This is a genomic window from Acidimicrobiia bacterium (assembly GCA_036396535.1).
Classification (GTDB): Bacteria; Actinomycetota; Acidimicrobiia; order Spongiisociales; family UBA5794; genus DASWKR01.
Genome location: DASWKR010000013.1, coordinates 1 through 15,716, shown reverse-complemented (window position 1 = coordinate 15,716; position 15,716 = coordinate 1). Strand labels below are relative to the sequence as shown.

Below are 15,716 nucleotides of genomic sequence, written 5' to 3'. Positions count from 1 at the left end.
ACCCCGGAGGAGCTGCGCCAAGCCGTCGAGGACTACCGCAGGACGCAGTTCGGCGGCTGGCCATGGTCGACGCCGAGCCCGGTGCACGCCAGGACGGACGGCCGTTTCGCCCTGCACGCCGACGGCAGCATCGAGCACCGCGACTTCCAGCCGGCCACCTGAACCAATGCGCTGTCTCCCGCTTTGCGGGGGACCGGTGAGCGGTCGCTTTGCGACCCGAGCCGAGGGGGTGGTTGAACCGCCCCGGGTGTGTGCGGTGGCCCTCCTCTGCGCTGTCTCCCGCTTTGCGGGGGACCGGTGAGCGGTCGCTTTGCGACCCGAGCCGAGGGGGTGGCCGGCGCGGACCCCCCTGCGCGGCCCTCCAATACGCTGTCTCCCGCTTTGCGGGGGACCGCGAGTGGTCGCTCTGCGACCCGAGCCGAGGGGGTGGTTGGCGTGGCGCCCCTCGTGTGTGCGGTGGCCCCTCCAATACGCTGTCTCCCGCTTTGCGGGGGACCGGTGAGCGGTCGCTTTGCGACCCGAGCCGAGGGGGGTGGTTGGCGTGATGGGGTGTTGGGCCCTCCAATACGCTGTCTCCCGCTTTGCGGGGGACCGGCGAGTGGTCGCTCTGCGACCCGAGCCGAGGGGGTGGCTTGGGGCGTGGGGGCGCTCGTCGGTCCCCCGGCTGGTGCCGGGGGATTGCGTGTTGGGGGTGGTGCGTCAAACGAACGGCAGTGCGGTCGGCACGACCATCCGGCCGTCCGGGATGCGCAGCTCGTCGCCGAGCCTCGCCGTCTCCACCTGGGCGAGGGCGATGGTGCGGCCCAGGCGAGGAGAGCGAACCATGGCCGACAGACGCCCGACGACCGTGTCGCCTGCGTGCACTGCGATCGAGCGGTCGAGCGGCTGCGATGAGTCGACGACGCCTTCCACCAGCAATCCGGTGAGGGTCCGACGGGGCCCTTCGGCCGCGATCCTCCTGAGCGCTGCCTTGCCGATGAATTCGACATCGACATCGACGTCGACGTACCGGCCGAGCCCGGCCTCGAACGGGTTCGAGTCGGGGTAGGTGTCGGTACCGTACGACAGCAGGCCGCTCTCGACCCGCTCGACGTGGTTGGGGGCGCCCGGACCGATCCCGTGCGGCGCGCCGGCCTCCATGACGGCGTCCCAGAGGTCCGTCCCTCTCGTCTCGTCGAGCAGGTACAGCTCGAAGCCGCCCTGCTTCGACCACCCGGAGCGGGCAACGAGCAGTGGGATTCCATCCAAGTCGTGCTGCCCGAACCAGAAATACCTCAGGTCCCGCACCCAGTCGCCCACGAGAGTCGCGACCACGTCCTCGGCCAAGGGTCCTTGCACGGCCAGCGGGGAAGCGTCCGGCTCGGACACGGCCACGTCGAAGCCACTCTCCTCGGCGACCGCCTTCACCCACAGCAGGACATCGGAGTCGGCCAGCGAGAGCCAGAAACGTGCCTCGCCCAGCCGAAGGAGCACCGGGTCGTTGATGAGCCGGCCGTCGTGGTCGCAGAGCGCCACGTACCTCGCCTGGCCGACCTGCAGCGTCGAGAGGTCCCGGGAGCACAGGTACTGGACCAGGCGCGCCGCATCGGCGCCGACCACCTCGACCTGCCGCTCGCAGGCGACGTCCCACACGGCGACCGCCTCGAGGAGGCGGTGATACTCGGCAGCCGGGTCCCCGTACGAGGTCGGCATGACCATGTGGTTGTAGATCGTGGCGTCTGTCATCCCGGCGGCCAAGGTGGCTTCGTAGTAGGGGGAGGTCCTGAGGCGCGGACTGATGGCGAGACGAACCATGGGGTGGAGCGTAGGAGGCGATGCCGCGAACCGATGCGTCCGGCAAGCCGTACACCAGGCACGTGACCGCCGACTGTGAGGAGTGCACAGATGACGGAGAAGGCCATCTTCGTGAGACTCGAGGCCAAGCCGGAAACCGCAGATGAGGTGGCCGAGTTCCTGGCGGGGGCGCTACCGGTCGTCGAGGGCGAGCCGGACACCGTTGCCTGGTTCGCGGTGCGCTTCGGGCCGACCACGTTCGCCATCTTCGACGCCTTCCCGCACGAGGAAGGCCGCCAGGCGCACCTCGGCGGAGGTGTCGCCGCTGCTCTCATGGCCAACGCCGACAGGTTGCTCGCCGAGGCACCCAACATCGAGCTCGCCGACACGCTGGCCGACAAGCTGCCGGGCTGAGGGGTCACACCCGAAGCGACCGGGCGAAGCCGACGGTGGCGTCGAGGTCGAGCGCCTGACCGCGCTGCCAGGCTTCCTCGATGACTTGCGGCTCGAGTGCGCCGTCAGCCGTTTGGCGGGCGGTGGGGGAGCCCGACGGCTTCTGGGGCGAGCCCACCGCCCAGGCTCTCGCGATGGCGAGCTGCGGCTCCGGCGAGCGTCACGCCATCGACCGGGTCTCGGGTGGCTACGACCGCCGCCATGAGGTCGACCGCCATGACAGTGCCTGCGACGTCTTCGATTCGCCACATCCCGCCGAGAACATCGATGAGCATGCCGATCGCCTCCGGTGTCCGACCGAGTCGGTGCGTCACCGCTGCCATCGCCGCCTGCGTCTGCAGCGCTTCGGCGATGTCGCCGGCCTGCTCGTAGAGGTCACGGGTCGACGACCACAGCTCGAGACTCTCCTCGAGCTTGCCCGCCTGCCACGCAACGAACGACTTGGCGGCGCTCACCCGACGGCTCCCCTCCGAGTCGCCCGCCCGCTCGTACGCCTCCTTGGCGGCATCTGCGTACTCGAACGCTCGGTCGAGGGCCCCGAGGAAGGCGACCGTCGTGCTCAGCCCGAAGAGCGTCTCGGCGACTCGGCTGGTGGCGCCGAGCCCCTCGAAGATGGGGAGCAGCTCGACGTAGTCCCGCTCGGCCGACTCGTAGTCTCCGAGCCAGTAGGCGATGGCGGCGCGACCGTTCAGGCCCTCGGTGCGCGCCACCGGATCTGCGCCCGGGAGCGCCAGGAGTCGCGTCAGCACGTCTCGTGCCTCGACCAGATGTCCCCTCCGGTGCCAGAACCGCCAGGAGGCCCCAACCGCTACCAGGGCGCGATCGGGTTCTCGTGCTTCGAGGCAATACCGGGCGACGGCCCGCAAGTTGTCGTGCTCGTCGCCGAGGCGTTGCAGCCATGCCATCTGCGCAGGCCCTTCGAGGAGGTCCCGGGCGGCCCGGGCGAGCTCGGCGAAGTACTCGGCGTGGCGTTTGCGGACCATTGCCTCCTGCCCGCTTGCTGCGAGCTGCTCGGATGCGAAGTCCCGGATCGAGTCGAGCATCGTGAAGCGCGTCTCGCCGGCAATCAGCCGGCGGTCGATGATGCTCCCGTCGAGGAGAGTTGCGACGGCTTCGACGGGGCCGTGCGCCGGATCGACGATCGCCTCGGCGGCGTCGAGCGTGAAGCCCCCGACGAAAACGCTGAGCTGCGCCAGGGCGAGCTTGGCAGATGCGTCGAGGAGGTCGTGGCTCCACGAGATCGTGTTTCGCAGTGTCCGGTGCCGGCCCGGGGCGTCGTCGGCGCCGGACGTCAGCACCGCGAGGCGGTCCGAGAGCCTGTCCGCCAGGCCGGCGACACCGAACAACCGGACCCGCGCCGCTGCCAGCTCGATTGCCAGAGGGAGGCTGTCGAGCCTGGCGACGATGCCGTCGATCACAGCCCGCTCGGCCTCGCCGACGTCGAGGAGTGGGTCGGCGGCGGCTGCGCGGGCGATGAACAGCTCCACACCGTCTCCCGTCGACATTGGGGGGACGTTGAACACGTGCTCGCCCCTGACCCGCAGCAGCACCCGGCTCGTGACGAGCACGGTGACGTCGGGGGCGCGCTCCACGATCGTGCCGACCAGCGTGCGGGCATCGAGCACGTGCTCGAAGTTGTCGAGGACGAGGAGCTTGTGTGATTCTCGCAGGGCATGTGTCACCGTCTCGGTGGCTGGACGGTCGCCGACGTCGACCTCGAGTGCGGTGGCGACGGCCGACGATACGAGCTCGGGATCTTCGATCGACTCGAGGGACACGAAGGTGACCCCGTCCCGGTAGCGGGGGAGCAGCCGGGAGGCGACGTTGATGGCGAGCCGGGTCTTGCCTGTTCCTCCGGGTCCGACGAGCGACACGACGCGAGCCGCTTCTACGAGCTCGCAGACCCGGTCGGTTTCAGCGGCTCTCCCCACGAACTCCGACGCAACGCTCGGCAGGTTGTTGGGACGGGTGTCGAGCGATCGAATCGGGGGGAAGTTGCCCGGCAGGTCGGCGGCCAATGCTTGGTAGACCCTCGTCGGCTCGTCGAGGTCCTTGAACCGATGCTCACCGAGGTCGATGAGCGAGACACCGTCTCCAAGTGTGTCCCCGGCCGCGGTGACCGCGTCGCCAGACAAGAGCACCTGACCTCCGTGGCCTGCTGCAGAGATGCGCGCTGCCTTGTTGACCGCGATGCCGACGTAATTGGTGCCCCCGAGCTCGGCTGCCCCCGTGTGGAGGCCGACTCGGATACGCACCGTCCCTCCATCCGGCCACGAGTGGCGGTGCAGCTTCCGCTGCGCGTCGAGCGCCGCGGCGACTGCGTCGGCTGCAGAGCCGAAGGCGTAGAAGAAGGCGTCGCCCTCGTTGCTCACCTCGACACCTCTCAGCTGCCCGAAGCTCTGTCGGATGATGCGGTCGTGGTCCTCGAGCACTTCGACGTAGAGGGTTCCGAGGCGCTGCAGCATCGTGGTCGACGCTTCGATGTCGGTGAACACGAACGTCGCGATCCCGGTCGGCAGATCTGCCATGGGCGGCAAGGTAGTCCTGCGGGTGGCGCCGATGTCCAGGACGAACGACGGGCTCAGGGGACGGCCAGCGCCTCGCGCAAGACCGCGACGCGGTCTGGAACGACGCTGAACCACGCCCACTTGCCCCGCTGCTGCCGGGTCAGCAACCCGGCCGCGGCGAGCACCGAGAGGTGATGGCTGATCGTCGGTTGGCTCCTGTCGAGCGGCTCGACCAGGTCGCAGGCGCACATCTCCCCGTCGGAGGAGCTGGCGATCATGCTGAGGAGCCGGAGGCGCACCGGGTCGGCCAACACCTTGAACGCCGCCGCCAGCTGCTCGGCCTCGTCGGCCGACAGAGTCTCGGCGAGAACCGGGGCGCAGCATGCCTCGATGACGTCGGTTTCCACGTCGCCGAGTATATGGCGGGTGGCGTTATATTGACAGGCATCGATCTGATGGATAACGTATAGATCGACGTCGATATGGGAGCGCACGTGACCGTCGGAGCCAGGCAGATCAGGGAAGAGGTCAGGAGGCGCTACGCCGCCAGTGCCGTGTCCGTTTCGGGCGACTGTTGCGACTCGGCATGCTGCGGCACCTCCGATGGGGGATTCGGAGTAACCCTGTACGGGGCCGCCGAACTCACCGGGATACCGGAGGCCGCCGCCCTCGCCAGTCTCGGGTGCGGTAATCCGATCGCGGTCGCCCAGTTGAACGAGGGGGAGACGGTTCTCGATCTCGGCTCCGGCGGAGGCATCGACGTCTTGCTCTCGGCCAAGCGGGTAGGTCCCGAGGGCTTCGCATACGGCCTCGACATGACCGATGAGATGTTGGCGCTGGCGCGGCGCAATTCGGCAGAAGCCGGCGCGACCAACGTCGAGTTCCTCCAGGGCTACATCGAAGAGATCCCACTCGACGACGCCACCGTCGACGTCGTCATCTCGAACTGCGTGATCAACCTGTCCACGGACAAGCCCGCCGTATTCGCCGAGATGTTCCGGGTCCTCCGCCCCGGCGGCCGGATCGGCATCACGGACATCGTCGCCGAAGACAGGCTCACGCCGGAACAACGAGCCGAGCGGGGCAGCTGGGTCGGATGCATCGCAGGTGCCCTGTCGGTGTCGGAATACCGGCGTGACCTCGCCGCGGCCGGGTTCACGGAGATCGTGCTCGCCTCGACGCACACCGTCGGTGATGGCCTGGACTCGATGATCGTGCGAGCCGTCAAACCCTGAGCGCGCCGAAGGGCGGCGGCCCTGGAGCCGCCGCCCTTCGCTCGATCCTGTCGGTCACTCGTACTGGTCGAGTTCCAGCGTCCAGTCGTCGAGCCAGGCGTTGAGATTGGCCGATCCGTAGAAGTCGACAGCAGACGCCTTGGCGACCACGGTGTGGTAGCCCTTGCGGACCCGCTGGCACACGCTGGTGCCGTTCGACTCCCAGCCTCGATCGTCGTCTGCGATGGCGACCGGGCTCACGGGATCGTTCGGATTCATGAGCACTCCGTCGAGATAGACGTCGATCTGGATCCAGTGGCCCTCGTCGGCGGCGCCGTAGAGGCGCGTCTCTGCGTTGAAGTCGACTTCGATCGTGTCCCGGCCGGACGGCACTGCGAAGTTGATCGCCCCGATGACGACCTGGCCTGCAGCCTCGTCGAACTGGAGCGGCTGGTTCGAGATCAGCGCCTTGTGCTTCTGATGCTGGCCGCCGTTGCAGCGGGCCACGTTCTCCGGAGTGGTGGCGCTCCCGGCCTCGGTGACCGATCCCTGCGGATCCCCGGCCGCGATGGCCAGCGTCGCCCCGAGGGTCGATGCCATGACGGCCGCCACGAGCGCGGCGATCAGGGTTCTCTTGAGCATGGTTCCCCCCTTGCTCTCGGGCGGCACGCCGGCCGCCCTGTGGATTCCGGTGGCGTCCTCTTGCCACCGGCTCAACCAGAGGGAGTCTCGGCGGTCGAGATACACGTACGATGCATCGGATGCCCCGTCACCGGAATCTTGGAGCGCTCGTGGCCGTGTTCGTCGTCGCGGCGTGCTCCGCCGGGTCGAGTCCGTCGTCGACGCCGCCAGCTACCTCGACGCTCGCAGACACGACCGCTCCTCCTACGACGATCGCTGCGACGACGGTTCCTCCGGCGACGGATCCCCCCACGACGGTGCCCGCCGGCACGACCACGGCGCCCACCACGACGGCGGCAGCCACCACCACGACGACTGCGGACGTGTCGATGGCCGGCATGGTCGTGGTGATCGATCCGGGCCACAACGGCAAGAACGCCGAGCACCCCGATGAGATAAACCGACTCGTCGACATCGGCAACGGAACGAAGGCGTGCAACACAACGGGCACCCAGGCCGACGACGGCTACCCGGAGGCGGCATTCAACTGGGCATTGGCTCTGGCAACGAGAGACGCCCTCGAGGAGTTGGGGGCAACCGTCGTCATGACCCGCCGGGACAACGACGGGTGGGGCCCGTGCATCGACCAACGGGCCGCCATCGGGAACGAGGCAGGAGCCGATGCGGTCATCTCGATCCACGCCGACGGTGGTCCCGCGACGGGGCGGGGATTCCACGTCATCCACCCGGCACCGATACCGGGGCTCACGGACGACATCGCCGGCGAATCGCGCGCTCTCGCTGAGGCGCTGCTGCTTGCGTTTCCGGGAAGCGGCATGCCAGTCGCCGACTACGTGGGGAGCGACGGGCTGTCGGAGCGCAGCGACCTCGGCGGCTTGAACCTCTCAGACGTGCCGGCGGTCTTCCTCGAGGTGGGCAACATGAAGAACGCCTCGGACATCGCACTGCTCGAAGACGAGGGGTTCAGGTCGAAGGCGGCCGGCGCCATCACGGCGGCGCTCGTCGATTTCCTGACGGGCTGACGCATCATCCCGCAGCCCTGGCCCGAAGCCGCAAGGTGCCCTCGGTGATCGTGATGTCGGTGATCGCCGCGTAGTTCTGCCCCGCCAGGATCAGCGAGACGAGCGCCTCGCCGGCTCGATCGACGATCGACTCCGGGAGCCCCACCCTTCCGAGCTGCCCCTCCACGAAGTCGAACACGAGCGTGCCGGCCTCGACCCGGGGAGCGACGACGACGCGGGCCGGGACGGTGAGGAAGAGGAACTTGCCGGAGCCCCGGATGACGGCGGATCCGTCTGCACGGAAGCGCACTTCGGGATCCCTGATCTCGAACCGCAGCTTGAAGTCGGTCTCGTCGATGTCGGGAACCCCCGAGAGCCGGTCGCGCTGCGCCAGGATGTCGCGGATCGCATCGCCACCGGGGATCTCGTCGAAGATCTCGTCGCGTTGCGACGCCAGGTCCTCGATCGAGGTGGGGCCTTCACCCTCGAGTTGCCGGGCAAGCTGGCTGCCGATGCGCAGGAACGACGTCAACTCGACGTCGCTGACGACGAGGTTGACTCGCCGGGACCCCACCGCACCACCACCTGCCGTGGTGATCTTCTCGATGAAGCCGACGGCCGCCGTCGTGGACTCCTCGATCGGATCGCCGTCGTCCGGGAGCGCCGCCCCCGCCGAGAGCCACAGCAGCAGGAGCACGAGGAGGCCGACGATGAGCCCGACCCAGAGGAGTCTCTTCCATCCGCCACGGAAGATCGAGGCGAGCAGCCCGAGTCCTCCGAACACGCGCGCCACCATTCCCGCCTCCTCTGCTTGGCTGCCGTCCCCCGAGTCAGACGTGGATCTCGTGAAGCCGCCGCGTCCTCGGTGTCAGAGACATGCGACAGTAGGCATGCTGCCGGTCGCGATGCAGGTGCCGCCCGCCCCGCCCTCCGTTCTTGCGTACCTCCATCGCACATGTGCGACCGTGGGACGCCGGAACGGGAGGGGGCAGGGCGCTTTCCGTTCTTGCGTACCTCCATCGCACATGTGCGACTGTGGGACGCCGGAACGGGAGGGGAACCTCACGCCTCGGCGTCCCGGCGCGGCGTCCGCCGTACTCTCGGGCCGATGGGATTCACGCGGGAAGAGCTCGAGACGTTCCGGGGAAGGACCGTGCCCGATCTGATCGGGCCTGAGGTGCGGCTCCTGTTCGTCGGCATCAACCCCGGACTGTGGACAGCCGCCGTCGGAACCCACTTTGCGCACCCGGGAAACCGGTTCTACCCGGCACTGCGGCGAGCGGGACTGATCGATCGTGAGATCGACCGCCGCCGTGGGTTCACGGTTGACGACCGTGCCCACGTCGTCGACCGCCGAATCGGCATCACGAACCTCGTTGCCGGAGCGACCGCTCGCGCCAGCGAGGTGACGGACGAGGCGTTGCGGGAGGGCAGACGACGACTCGAGCAGGTAGTGGCGGTCCATGGTCCTCGGGTCGTCGCCGTGGCGGGGATCACCGCCTATCGCACCGCCTTCAACCGTCGGACGGCGCGGCAGGGTCGCCAACCGGATCCGATCGGAGAGGCCGAGCTGTGGGTCGTACCCAATCCGAGCGGGCTCAACGCCCACGAGACCGTCTCGTCGCTCGCCGAGTGGTACCGGACGGTTGGGGAGGCGGCCGGGATCGTGCCCTGATCCCGCAAGAGCCTTCAGATGGCTCGCATCCGATTGCCGTGTGCGTTGTGGTCCACCTCGGCGAGGGAGGGCCGAGTCGCCGCGAGCGGACGCTGATCGCCTGGCCGGCGGACTCCGAGGTCTATCGCAGCGGGATCTGACGGCGAAGTGCCAACCGGCTGTCGACCCTGGCAGCGTCCGTCGGAGCCAGTCGCTCGAGCTTCGGCGGCCGGTAGTCCGCCCGGGTCGGCGGCCGCCGATCGTCGATGGAAGCCATTCCCCTGTACCTCCCTGTCGTCCTGCCCATACAGACAGACCCCCTGGTGCTGTGATACGTCACATGCCTTCTGCACTTATACGACACCGGGATGATGGAATCCTTACAACTCGCTACTCTCCGCATCCGGATATCCGACGGAGTGTGGTGCCGGGCATGGCAATCGAGAGCAGGGATCGTCGCGAGACTGATCGCCGCGAGCAGTACCGCCTGACGTATCCCGAGCGTCGCATGGGATTCGACCGAAGAGTTCCCCGGAACTCGTTCGTTGCCCGGTACGAGGAGGTGCTCCTCCGCTATCGCGAGCACAGATCTGCGGTGCTGCTCGTCCTCGCGGTGTTCAACGCGCTCAACTTCGCCGATCTCGTCATCACGTATCGGGCCCTGATCGGTGGCGCCGTCGAGGCGAACCCGTTCATGGACCGCCTGTTCCAGATCCACCCGGTCTGGGCTGGGATCGCCAAGGTCTCGGTGGCGATGATCGTCTCCGAGCTCGTCTGGCTGTTCCGCAGGCACAGGGCGGCGCTCGCCCTGTCGATCTACGTCACGATCGGCATGACCGTGCTCCTCTTCTACCACTTGCTCTTCGGATACGGCCTGCCGATCTGACGAGCTTCCCTCGCGCGGGACCCCGCCCTCCCCGGGTCGTCTGTAACGTCGAGGAGCGAAGTTCGGGTGAGGGAGACATGGCAGAACAGCGGGCTCGCCAGGCAGTCGTCGTCGTGCACGGCATCGGCCAGCAGCGGCCCATGTCGACGCTCTCCGGCTACGTCGATGGCATCACCGACGAAGACGATCTGGCGTTCGCCGCGCCGGACCGGGTCTCCGACCAGCGCGACCTGAAGCGCATGAAGGTGACCTGGCTACCGCCCATCGAGCGATCTGCTGCCGAGCCGGCGCCACCGCCACCGGTGAGCACCGACTTCTACGAGCTCTACTGGGCGAATCTCGTGCAGGGGAGCGAGCTGCGTCACGTGACGGCATGGCTCGGGAGTCTGCTCCCGAACTGGCGACGGCTCGGGCCGCGGCTGAAGCGGTTCCTCCGCTACCACATCGGCTACGGCGTGGTGGCGCTGTTCGTGGCGCTGGTGACGCTGGTGCTCAGCTTCGTCCTGCCGGGCACCTGGGATGCGGAGCGGGCGATCCTGCGGTGGATCGGCGGGGCAGTCATCCCGGCCGCATCAGGCTGGATCGTGTGGCACCTCGGCGATGTGCCTCGATACCTCCACAACGTCGCCGACAACGTCTCCATCCAGCGGGCGATCCGGCGTGAAGGTGTCACGTTGCTGCGGAATCTCCACGACATGACGTACGTGGGGAGCACCCGTCCCATGTACGAGCGGATCGTCGTCGTCGGCCACAGCCTCGGGTCCGTCGTGGCTTATGACATCGTGCGCGACTACTGGACGGACACGAATCGCTTCTACGGCATCGGTCCGGCGACGGCGCAGGAGATCCGCGAGGCCGCCGACGCGGTAGAGCTCGACGGCGAGGCGCTGTGGATGGGGCCGCCATCCGTCGCCGCTTCGAGTGGTGACATAGGGTTCAGTCGGTTCCAGGCCGTGCAGCGTGCCCTCTCGGCCCGGTGGCAGGACACCCGGTCCGATCCTCCCGGTGACGAGACGGCGGCTCGTTGGGCCATCACCGACCTCGTGACGCTGGCATGCCCGCTCACCCATGCCGACTTCCTGATGGCGTCCGGGCCGGACGCCATCGCTCAGGCACAGTGGAACCGGACGCTTGCCAGCTGCCCGCCGCGGCGGCAACTCGACCGTGCGAGCTACCGGTTCGAATACGTGCGCGGCCGAGTCGGCACGCAGTCGTGGCATCAGGCGGCCCCGTTCGCCCCGACGAGATGGACGAACGTCTACTACTCGTCGGACGTCGTCGGAGGTCCCCTCCAGCCGCTCTTCGGGCCGGGCATCGTCGACATCGAGCTCGAACCGCCGAGCGGTCGCCGCGGCAGGATGCCCGGCGTGCACTCGCTGTACGACGCGACGCCCGAAGCGCTCGGCATCCTGCGGAGGATCATCTGGGACGGTGGGACCAGGGCCGGAGCGGAGACGATCCTCGAGCTGCGGCGCGACAGCCTGGTGAGGGTCGTTCGTGACCTCGTCGACTCACCCCACGACGTCGATGCGGCGCTGACGGCAGCTCCGCTGCTGAGTCGGCTCGACGAAGGGCAGCGTCACACGGTCGCCGGCCTAGTGCTCCGACTCAGGGAGTCGCCGGCGACGGACGACGAGATCGGCCGGCTGATCGACGAAGGACTGTCTGACGTGGTCCCGAGCGTCCTCGTCGGAGCAGTCTCATTGCCGCGGGTCTCCGACGATCCTGGGGAGGACGACGAGTGGCCGGGCGAGGAAGCGTGGGAAGAGGAAGAGGAAGAGGCCTTCGAGGAGGAGCTCGAGGAGGAGGAAGAGGAGGAAGAGCCCGAAGAAGAGGAGGAATGAGCACGGCCACGGAGGGAGCGCCGGAGCGCCCCCTCCCAGTGATCGCAATGACGAACGTCAGGCGCTGACGAGCTCGCGGCGGTCGTCTTGTGGTGCGTCGTCGTGGCGTCCTTCGATCTCGAGGTGGGGGAGCCACTCGAGCCAACTCGGCAGGTACCAGTTGCGCTCGCCGAGCAGCTTCATCGAGGCAGGGACGAGTACGGTGCGCACGATCGTCGCATCGAGCAGGACGGCCACGGCGAGGCCGAAGCCCATTTGCTGGAAGGACACGAGCCTCCCGGCCGCGAAGCCGGCGAACACGGCGACCATGATCGCCGCCGCCCCCGTGATGAGGGCACCCGTCGTCCGCAGCCCGTACGCCACCGATGCCGTGTTGTCCTTGGTGCGATCGAACTGCTCGCGGATCCTGCTGAGCAGGAACACGTGGTAGTCCATCGACAGGCCGAAGAGCACTGAGAACAGGAACAGGGGCAGCCAGGCCTCGATCGTGTCGACCTGGCTGAAACCGAGGCCCTCCGCGATCGACTTGACCCAACCGGGCCCTACGCCCGATTGGAAGAACACGACGACCATGCCGTATGCGGCTCCGACCGACAGCAGGTTGAGGATGATCGCCTTCACGGGGATGACGACCGACCTGAACGCCACCGTGAGCAACAGGAACGACAGCGTCAGCACGAACGTGAGCACGATCGGCGTGAAGTCGTTCGTCTGGTTGACGAAGTCGACGGTGATGGCGGTCTCGCCGCCCACGAGGACGTCGGCGTCCGTGGCGCCGAAGGCGGCGGGCACGATCTCGGCTCGCAGGTCGCGTACCGCGTCGAGCGAGGTCTCCGAGTTGACGTCCCCCGTCAGGGGCACCGACACGATGGCGAGGTCACCGGTGGGGCTCACCTCGACCGTGGACGGGCCGAACGTCGCCAGCGAGGCCAGGCTCGACTGGAAGGCGGCGATCGCCTCATCGATCTCGGGTGTGATGGCGCCGTCGACGACGATCTCGACCGGCGAGCTCATCCCGCCGGAGAACTCGTCCTCGAGGATCTCGAACGCCTGTTTCGACTCGATGTCGTCGGGGAGCGTCGAGACGCCGGAGAATCCGGTGGCGATGGAGTAGTAGGGGAGCGACAGGACGACGAGGACCGTCGCCGCCGTCACCAAGCTGACGATCGGTCGGTCCATGACCGCATGGGTGATGCGGTCCCAGAACCGTCCCTGCCGACCCTGCGACTTGGTGCTCCGCCCCCGGATCCTGAGGGCGTCGACCCTGTCGCCCATGAGCGAGAGGACTGCGGGGAGCAGCGTCATCGAGGCCGCCACGGCGACGATGACCACGAGGATCGCCCCGATGCCGAGGCTTCGGAAGATCGTGTTCGGGAGGATGAGCATGCCGAGCAATGCGAGCACGACCGTCATGCCGGACCAGAACACGGCCCGGCTGGCGGTGGCGCCCGCCCGGGTGATGGCGTCGAGCTTGGCGAGTCCCCTCGCTCGCTCCTCCCGGTACCGGGAGACGATGAACAGCGAGTAGTCGATGCCGACGGCGAGGCCGATCATCGTGATCATGTTCGTCACGAAAAACGAGAGGTCGAACGCCATGCCGACGATCGCTGCCAGCCCGAGGGCGACGGCGATGGCGGCCATGCCGAGGATGATCGGGACGATCCCGGCGGCGACCGAGCCGAACACGAAGACGAGGACGAGCAGAGCAACCCCGAGCCCGATGGTCTCGCCGGTCTGCAGGTCCTCCTCTGCGATCGTGTTGAACTCGTCGGCGAGCGTCGAGGGACCGGTGATGAGCGCCGCGATGCCGTCCGGGGCGTCGACCTCGGCGATGGCGTCGCGCACCACGACGGCCTGCTCGGTGGTCTCGTCGACCTCGCTGCCGGCGAGCGTCACCGGGAGGAGCGCAGAGCGACCGCTGTCCGAGACCGGTCCGTCTTCGGTGAGGTAGCTCCCGACGTGGCTGACCGTCTGTGCGCCGAGCGAGCCGATGACCGCCTGCAACTCGGAGACGTAGCCCTGATAGGCGGGATCGGTGACTGGGACGGTTTCGGAGGTGACGACGACGAGCTCGGTGTCGGTTGCCTCACCGCGGTGTTCCTCAATGAGCGCCAGAGCCCGCTTCGACTCCGGGTTGGATGTGAAGTCGGCCGACGTGGTCAGCGCATCTCCCAGGAACGCCGATGTGAGTCCTACCGCGGTGACGAGGATCGCCGCCCAGATGGCGACTGTCCTCCATGGGTGGTGGGCGCTGCTTCTGGCGAGCGCCTCGGGGCTCGAGAGCATGGTCTTCTTCCTCCCTGATGCCTTGACTGGCTGCCTTCAGTGACCTACGGTGTAAGCGTACAACGTAAGCATACGGCGTAAGCTATTGCGTACACCGTAAGCTTGTCAAGTCGGTTTCTCAACGAATCGCGATCGAGTCTTGATCGACTCGGTAAGGTCAACGACCAATGACGGTCGACGAAACGACGCTCCGGACCCCGCTCACCAGGAAGCGCATCATCGAGGCAGCCGTCGAGCTCGCAGACGAGCAGGGCATCGAAGCTCTCAGCATGCGCAAGCTCGGGCACGCCCTCGGCGTCGAGGCGATGTCGCTGTACAACCACGTCGGCGGCAAGGACGACATCCTCGACGGCATGGTCGACGGGTTGTTCGCGGAGATCGGGGTTCCCCTGCCGAACGGCGGCGACTGGAAGAGCGCGGTGACCGAGACTGCGACCCGTGCCAAGGACGTCTTCGCCGCCCACTCCTGGGCGGTGCCCCTCATCACGTCGCGCGAGCTCACCGGCCCGAGCGCTTTCGCCCTGATGGACAGGACGCTCGGCGTTCTCCTCGACGCCGGCTACCCGATGGATCTCGTCCACCACGCTTGGCACGTCATCTCCAGTCACGTGATGGGCTACGCCTTCCAGGAGACCTCGTCGACCTGGGGCAAGGACTCCGACCACGACCACGCCAAGGCCGATGCCCTGCTGCGCGAATACGGTGAGCAGTTCCCGAACGTCGCCAAGCTCGTGCCCCACCTCATGGAGTGCAGCCACGACGAGGAGTTCCAGTTCGGCCTCGACATCATCCTCAGCGGCATCGAGGCCAGGCTGAGCTGAGCGCACCCGCCCAGGCTCTCCTTCCTCGAGGTGAGGGCTCGCATCCGGCGTTCGCCGCTACGCTGCCGCAGATGTCGCGGCGTGTCTCGCTGCTCTCCGTCGCCCTGCTCGTCGTAACCGTCGCGTGCGCCCAACCCCGCCCGGAACGGACCCCGCTGCCCGACCTGCCGGACCGGATCGAGTTCCCTGCGGTGACGACGACGACTGCCGATCCGGTGCCGGACGACGGCGGCTGCTACGTCGTGCAGGCGGTCGGCGCCTCGGTCACCACCACCCAGGCCGGGTTCGAAGCGGCCGACGTGTTCGAGGAAGGCGACGTGATCACGTCGTTCGACGGCACGGCGATCACCGGGCCGACGGCCCTCATCGCGGCGCTCACCGGCCGTCGGCCCGGCGAGTCGGTGACTCTCGAGTTCTCCAGGGACGAGGTGGCGAAGGAGGCGACGGTGCGGCTCGGTCCCGATCCGGACGACGCAACCGTCGGCCGTATCGGCGTCGGACTGAGCACCGCCATCGAGGGGGTTGCCGTCGGCGATTTGGACACGGCCGCGCCGGCGGGAGAGACCCACAACGTCGTCGTCGGCAACCGCTTGTTGCAGGTCGACCTCAGGGACGGGGTGTGGTTCGGTCCCGGC

Annotated in this window: 15 protein-coding genes; 8 read left to right on the top strand and 7 right to left on the bottom strand. The window is 68.0% G+C overall.

Features of this window, described 5'->3' with window-relative positions:
* Positions 1–699: 699 nt before the first annotated feature.
* Positions 700–1,794, bottom strand: a complete 1,095-nt coding sequence (locus tag VGC47_01910) for a glycine cleavage system protein T (GenBank protein ID HEX9854048.1) — start codon at positions 1,792–1,794, stop codon at positions 700–702.
* Positions 1,795–1,884: 90 nt separating this feature from the next.
* On the opposite strand from VGC47_01910, the gene VGC47_01905 reads away from it, so the two are divergent.
* The gene (locus VGC47_01905; GenBank protein HEX9854047.1) at positions 1,885–2,187 is read left to right on the top strand and encodes an antibiotic biosynthesis monooxygenase; all 303 of its coding nucleotides are present in this window, start codon (positions 1,885–1,887) and stop codon (positions 2,185–2,187) included.
* Positions 2,188–2,291: 104 nt separating this feature from the next.
* On the opposite strand, the gene VGC47_01900 is transcribed toward VGC47_01905, so the two are convergent.
* Together VGC47_01900 and VGC47_01895 are read right to left on the bottom strand one after the other, a co-directional pair.
* A complete protein-coding gene (locus VGC47_01900; protein ID HEX9854046.1) occupies positions 2,292–4,754 on the bottom strand; it encodes an adenylate/guanylate cyclase domain-containing protein in 2,463 nt (820 codons plus the stop codon).
* Positions 4,755–4,807: 53 nt separating this feature from the next.
* Positions 4,808–5,140 carry a metalloregulator ArsR/SmtB family transcription factor gene (locus VGC47_01895; protein HEX9854045.1) on the bottom strand — a complete coding sequence of 111 codons (333 nt, stop codon included), beginning with the start codon at positions 5,138–5,140 and terminating at the stop codon, positions 4,808–4,810.
* An 87-nt stretch (positions 5,141–5,227) separates the two neighbouring features.
* Between VGC47_01895 and arsM the strand changes: the two genes are divergently transcribed.
* Positions 5,228–5,968: an arsenite methyltransferase gene (gene arsM, locus VGC47_01890; GenBank protein HEX9854044.1), complete on the top strand. Its 741-nt coding sequence runs from the start codon at positions 5,228–5,230 to the stop codon at positions 5,966–5,968.
* Between the two features lie 54 nt (positions 5,969–6,022).
* On the opposite strand, the gene VGC47_01885 is transcribed toward arsM, so the two are convergent.
* Together VGC47_01885 and VGC47_01880 are read right to left on the bottom strand one after the other, a co-directional pair.
* Complete coding sequence (locus VGC47_01885; protein HEX9854043.1) at positions 6,023–6,664, bottom strand: hypothetical protein; 642 nt, start codon at positions 6,662–6,664, stop codon at positions 6,023–6,025.
* Between the two features lie 52 nt (positions 6,665–6,716).
* On the bottom strand, positions 6,717–6,968 hold the full coding sequence (locus VGC47_01880) for a hypothetical protein (protein HEX9854042.1): 252 nt from the start codon (positions 6,966–6,968) through the stop codon (positions 6,717–6,719).
* On the opposite strand from VGC47_01880, the gene VGC47_01875 reads away from it, so the two are divergent.
* A complete protein-coding gene (locus tag VGC47_01875; GenBank protein HEX9854041.1) occupies positions 6,958–7,611 on the top strand; it encodes an N-acetylmuramoyl-L-alanine amidase in 654 nt (217 codons plus the stop codon). The genes VGC47_01880 and VGC47_01875 overlap by 11 nt on opposite strands.
* Positions 7,612–7,615: 4 nt before the next feature.
* On the opposite strand, the gene VGC47_01870 is transcribed toward VGC47_01875, so the two are convergent.
* Entirely contained in the window at positions 7,616–8,386 is a 771-nt protein-coding gene (locus VGC47_01870) for a hypothetical protein (protein HEX9854040.1), read from the bottom strand.
* Between the two features lie 312 nt (positions 8,387–8,698).
* Here VGC47_01870 and VGC47_01865 point away from each other — a divergent pair, with 312 nt between their 5' ends.
* The 3 genes from VGC47_01865 to VGC47_01855 all read left to right on the top strand — a co-directional run bounded on the left by VGC47_01865 (position 8,699) and on the right by VGC47_01855 (position 11,974).
* Positions 8,699–9,265 (top strand): mismatch-specific DNA-glycosylase, encoded by a 567-nt coding sequence (locus tag VGC47_01865; protein HEX9854039.1) that lies wholly within the window; start codon positions 8,699–8,701, stop codon positions 9,263–9,265.
* A 412-nt stretch (positions 9,266–9,677) separates the two neighbouring features.
* The gene (locus tag VGC47_01860) at positions 9,678–10,130 is read left to right on the top strand and encodes a DUF5658 family protein (GenBank protein HEX9854038.1); all 453 of its coding nucleotides are present in this window, start codon (positions 9,678–9,680) and stop codon (positions 10,128–10,130) included.
* Between the two features lie 77 nt (positions 10,131–10,207).
* Positions 10,208–11,974: a hypothetical protein gene (locus tag VGC47_01855; protein ID HEX9854037.1), complete on the top strand. Its 1,767-nt coding sequence runs from the start codon at positions 10,208–10,210 to the stop codon at positions 11,972–11,974.
* Between the two features lie 57 nt (positions 11,975–12,031).
* Here the strand turns inward: VGC47_01855 and VGC47_01850 are convergent, their stop codons facing one another.
* Complete coding sequence (locus VGC47_01850; GenBank protein ID HEX9854036.1) at positions 12,032–14,260, bottom strand: MMPL family transporter; 2,229 nt, start codon at positions 14,258–14,260, stop codon at positions 12,032–12,034.
* 167 nt (positions 14,261–14,427) lie between these two features.
* Between VGC47_01850 and VGC47_01845 the strand changes: the two genes are divergently transcribed.
* Both VGC47_01845 and VGC47_01840 read left to right on the top strand, forming a co-directional pair.
* Positions 14,428–15,081: a TetR/AcrR family transcriptional regulator gene (locus VGC47_01845; protein ID HEX9854035.1), complete on the top strand. Its 654-nt coding sequence runs from the start codon at positions 14,428–14,430 to the stop codon at positions 15,079–15,081.
* A 71-nt stretch (positions 15,082–15,152) separates the two neighbouring features.
* The coding region (locus VGC47_01840) for a PDZ domain-containing protein (protein HEX9854034.1) at positions 15,153–15,716 on the top strand (564 nt) is incomplete at its 3' end.

Coding starts and splice junctions, on each gene's coding strand:
- VGC47_01910 (HEX9854048.1), bottom strand. CDS start 1,794: ATGGTTCGTCTCGCCATCAGTCCGCGCCTCAGGACCTCCCCCTACTAC.
- VGC47_01870 (HEX9854040.1), bottom strand. CDS start 8,386: ATGGTGGCGCGCGTGTTCGGAGGACTCGGGCTGCTCGCCTCGATCTTC.
- VGC47_01900 (HEX9854046.1), bottom strand. CDS start 4,754: ATGGCAGATCTGCCGACCGGGATCGCGACGTTCGTGTTCACCGACATC.
- VGC47_01880 (HEX9854042.1), bottom strand. CDS start 6,968: ATGCCGGCCATCGACACGTCCGCAGTCGTCGTGGTGGTGGCTGCCGCC.
- VGC47_01855 (HEX9854037.1), top strand. CDS start 10,208: ATGGCAGAACAGCGGGCTCGCCAGGCAGTCGTCGTCGTGCACGGCATC.
- VGC47_01865 (HEX9854039.1), top strand. CDS start 8,699: ATGGGATTCACGCGGGAAGAGCTCGAGACGTTCCGGGGAAGGACCGTG.
- VGC47_01860 (HEX9854038.1), top strand. CDS start 9,678: ATGGCAATCGAGAGCAGGGATCGTCGCGAGACTGATCGCCGCGAGCAG.
- VGC47_01875 (HEX9854041.1), top strand. CDS start 6,958: ATGGCCGGCATGGTCGTGGTGATCGATCCGGGCCACAACGGCAAGAAC.
- VGC47_01845 (HEX9854035.1), top strand. CDS start 14,428: ATGACGGTCGACGAAACGACGCTCCGGACCCCGCTCACCAGGAAGCGC.
- VGC47_01905 (HEX9854047.1), top strand. CDS start 1,885: ATGACGGAGAAGGCCATCTTCGTGAGACTCGAGGCCAAGCCGGAAACC.
- VGC47_01850 (HEX9854036.1), bottom strand. CDS start 14,260: ATGCTCTCGAGCCCCGAGGCGCTCGCCAGAAGCAGCGCCCACCACCCA.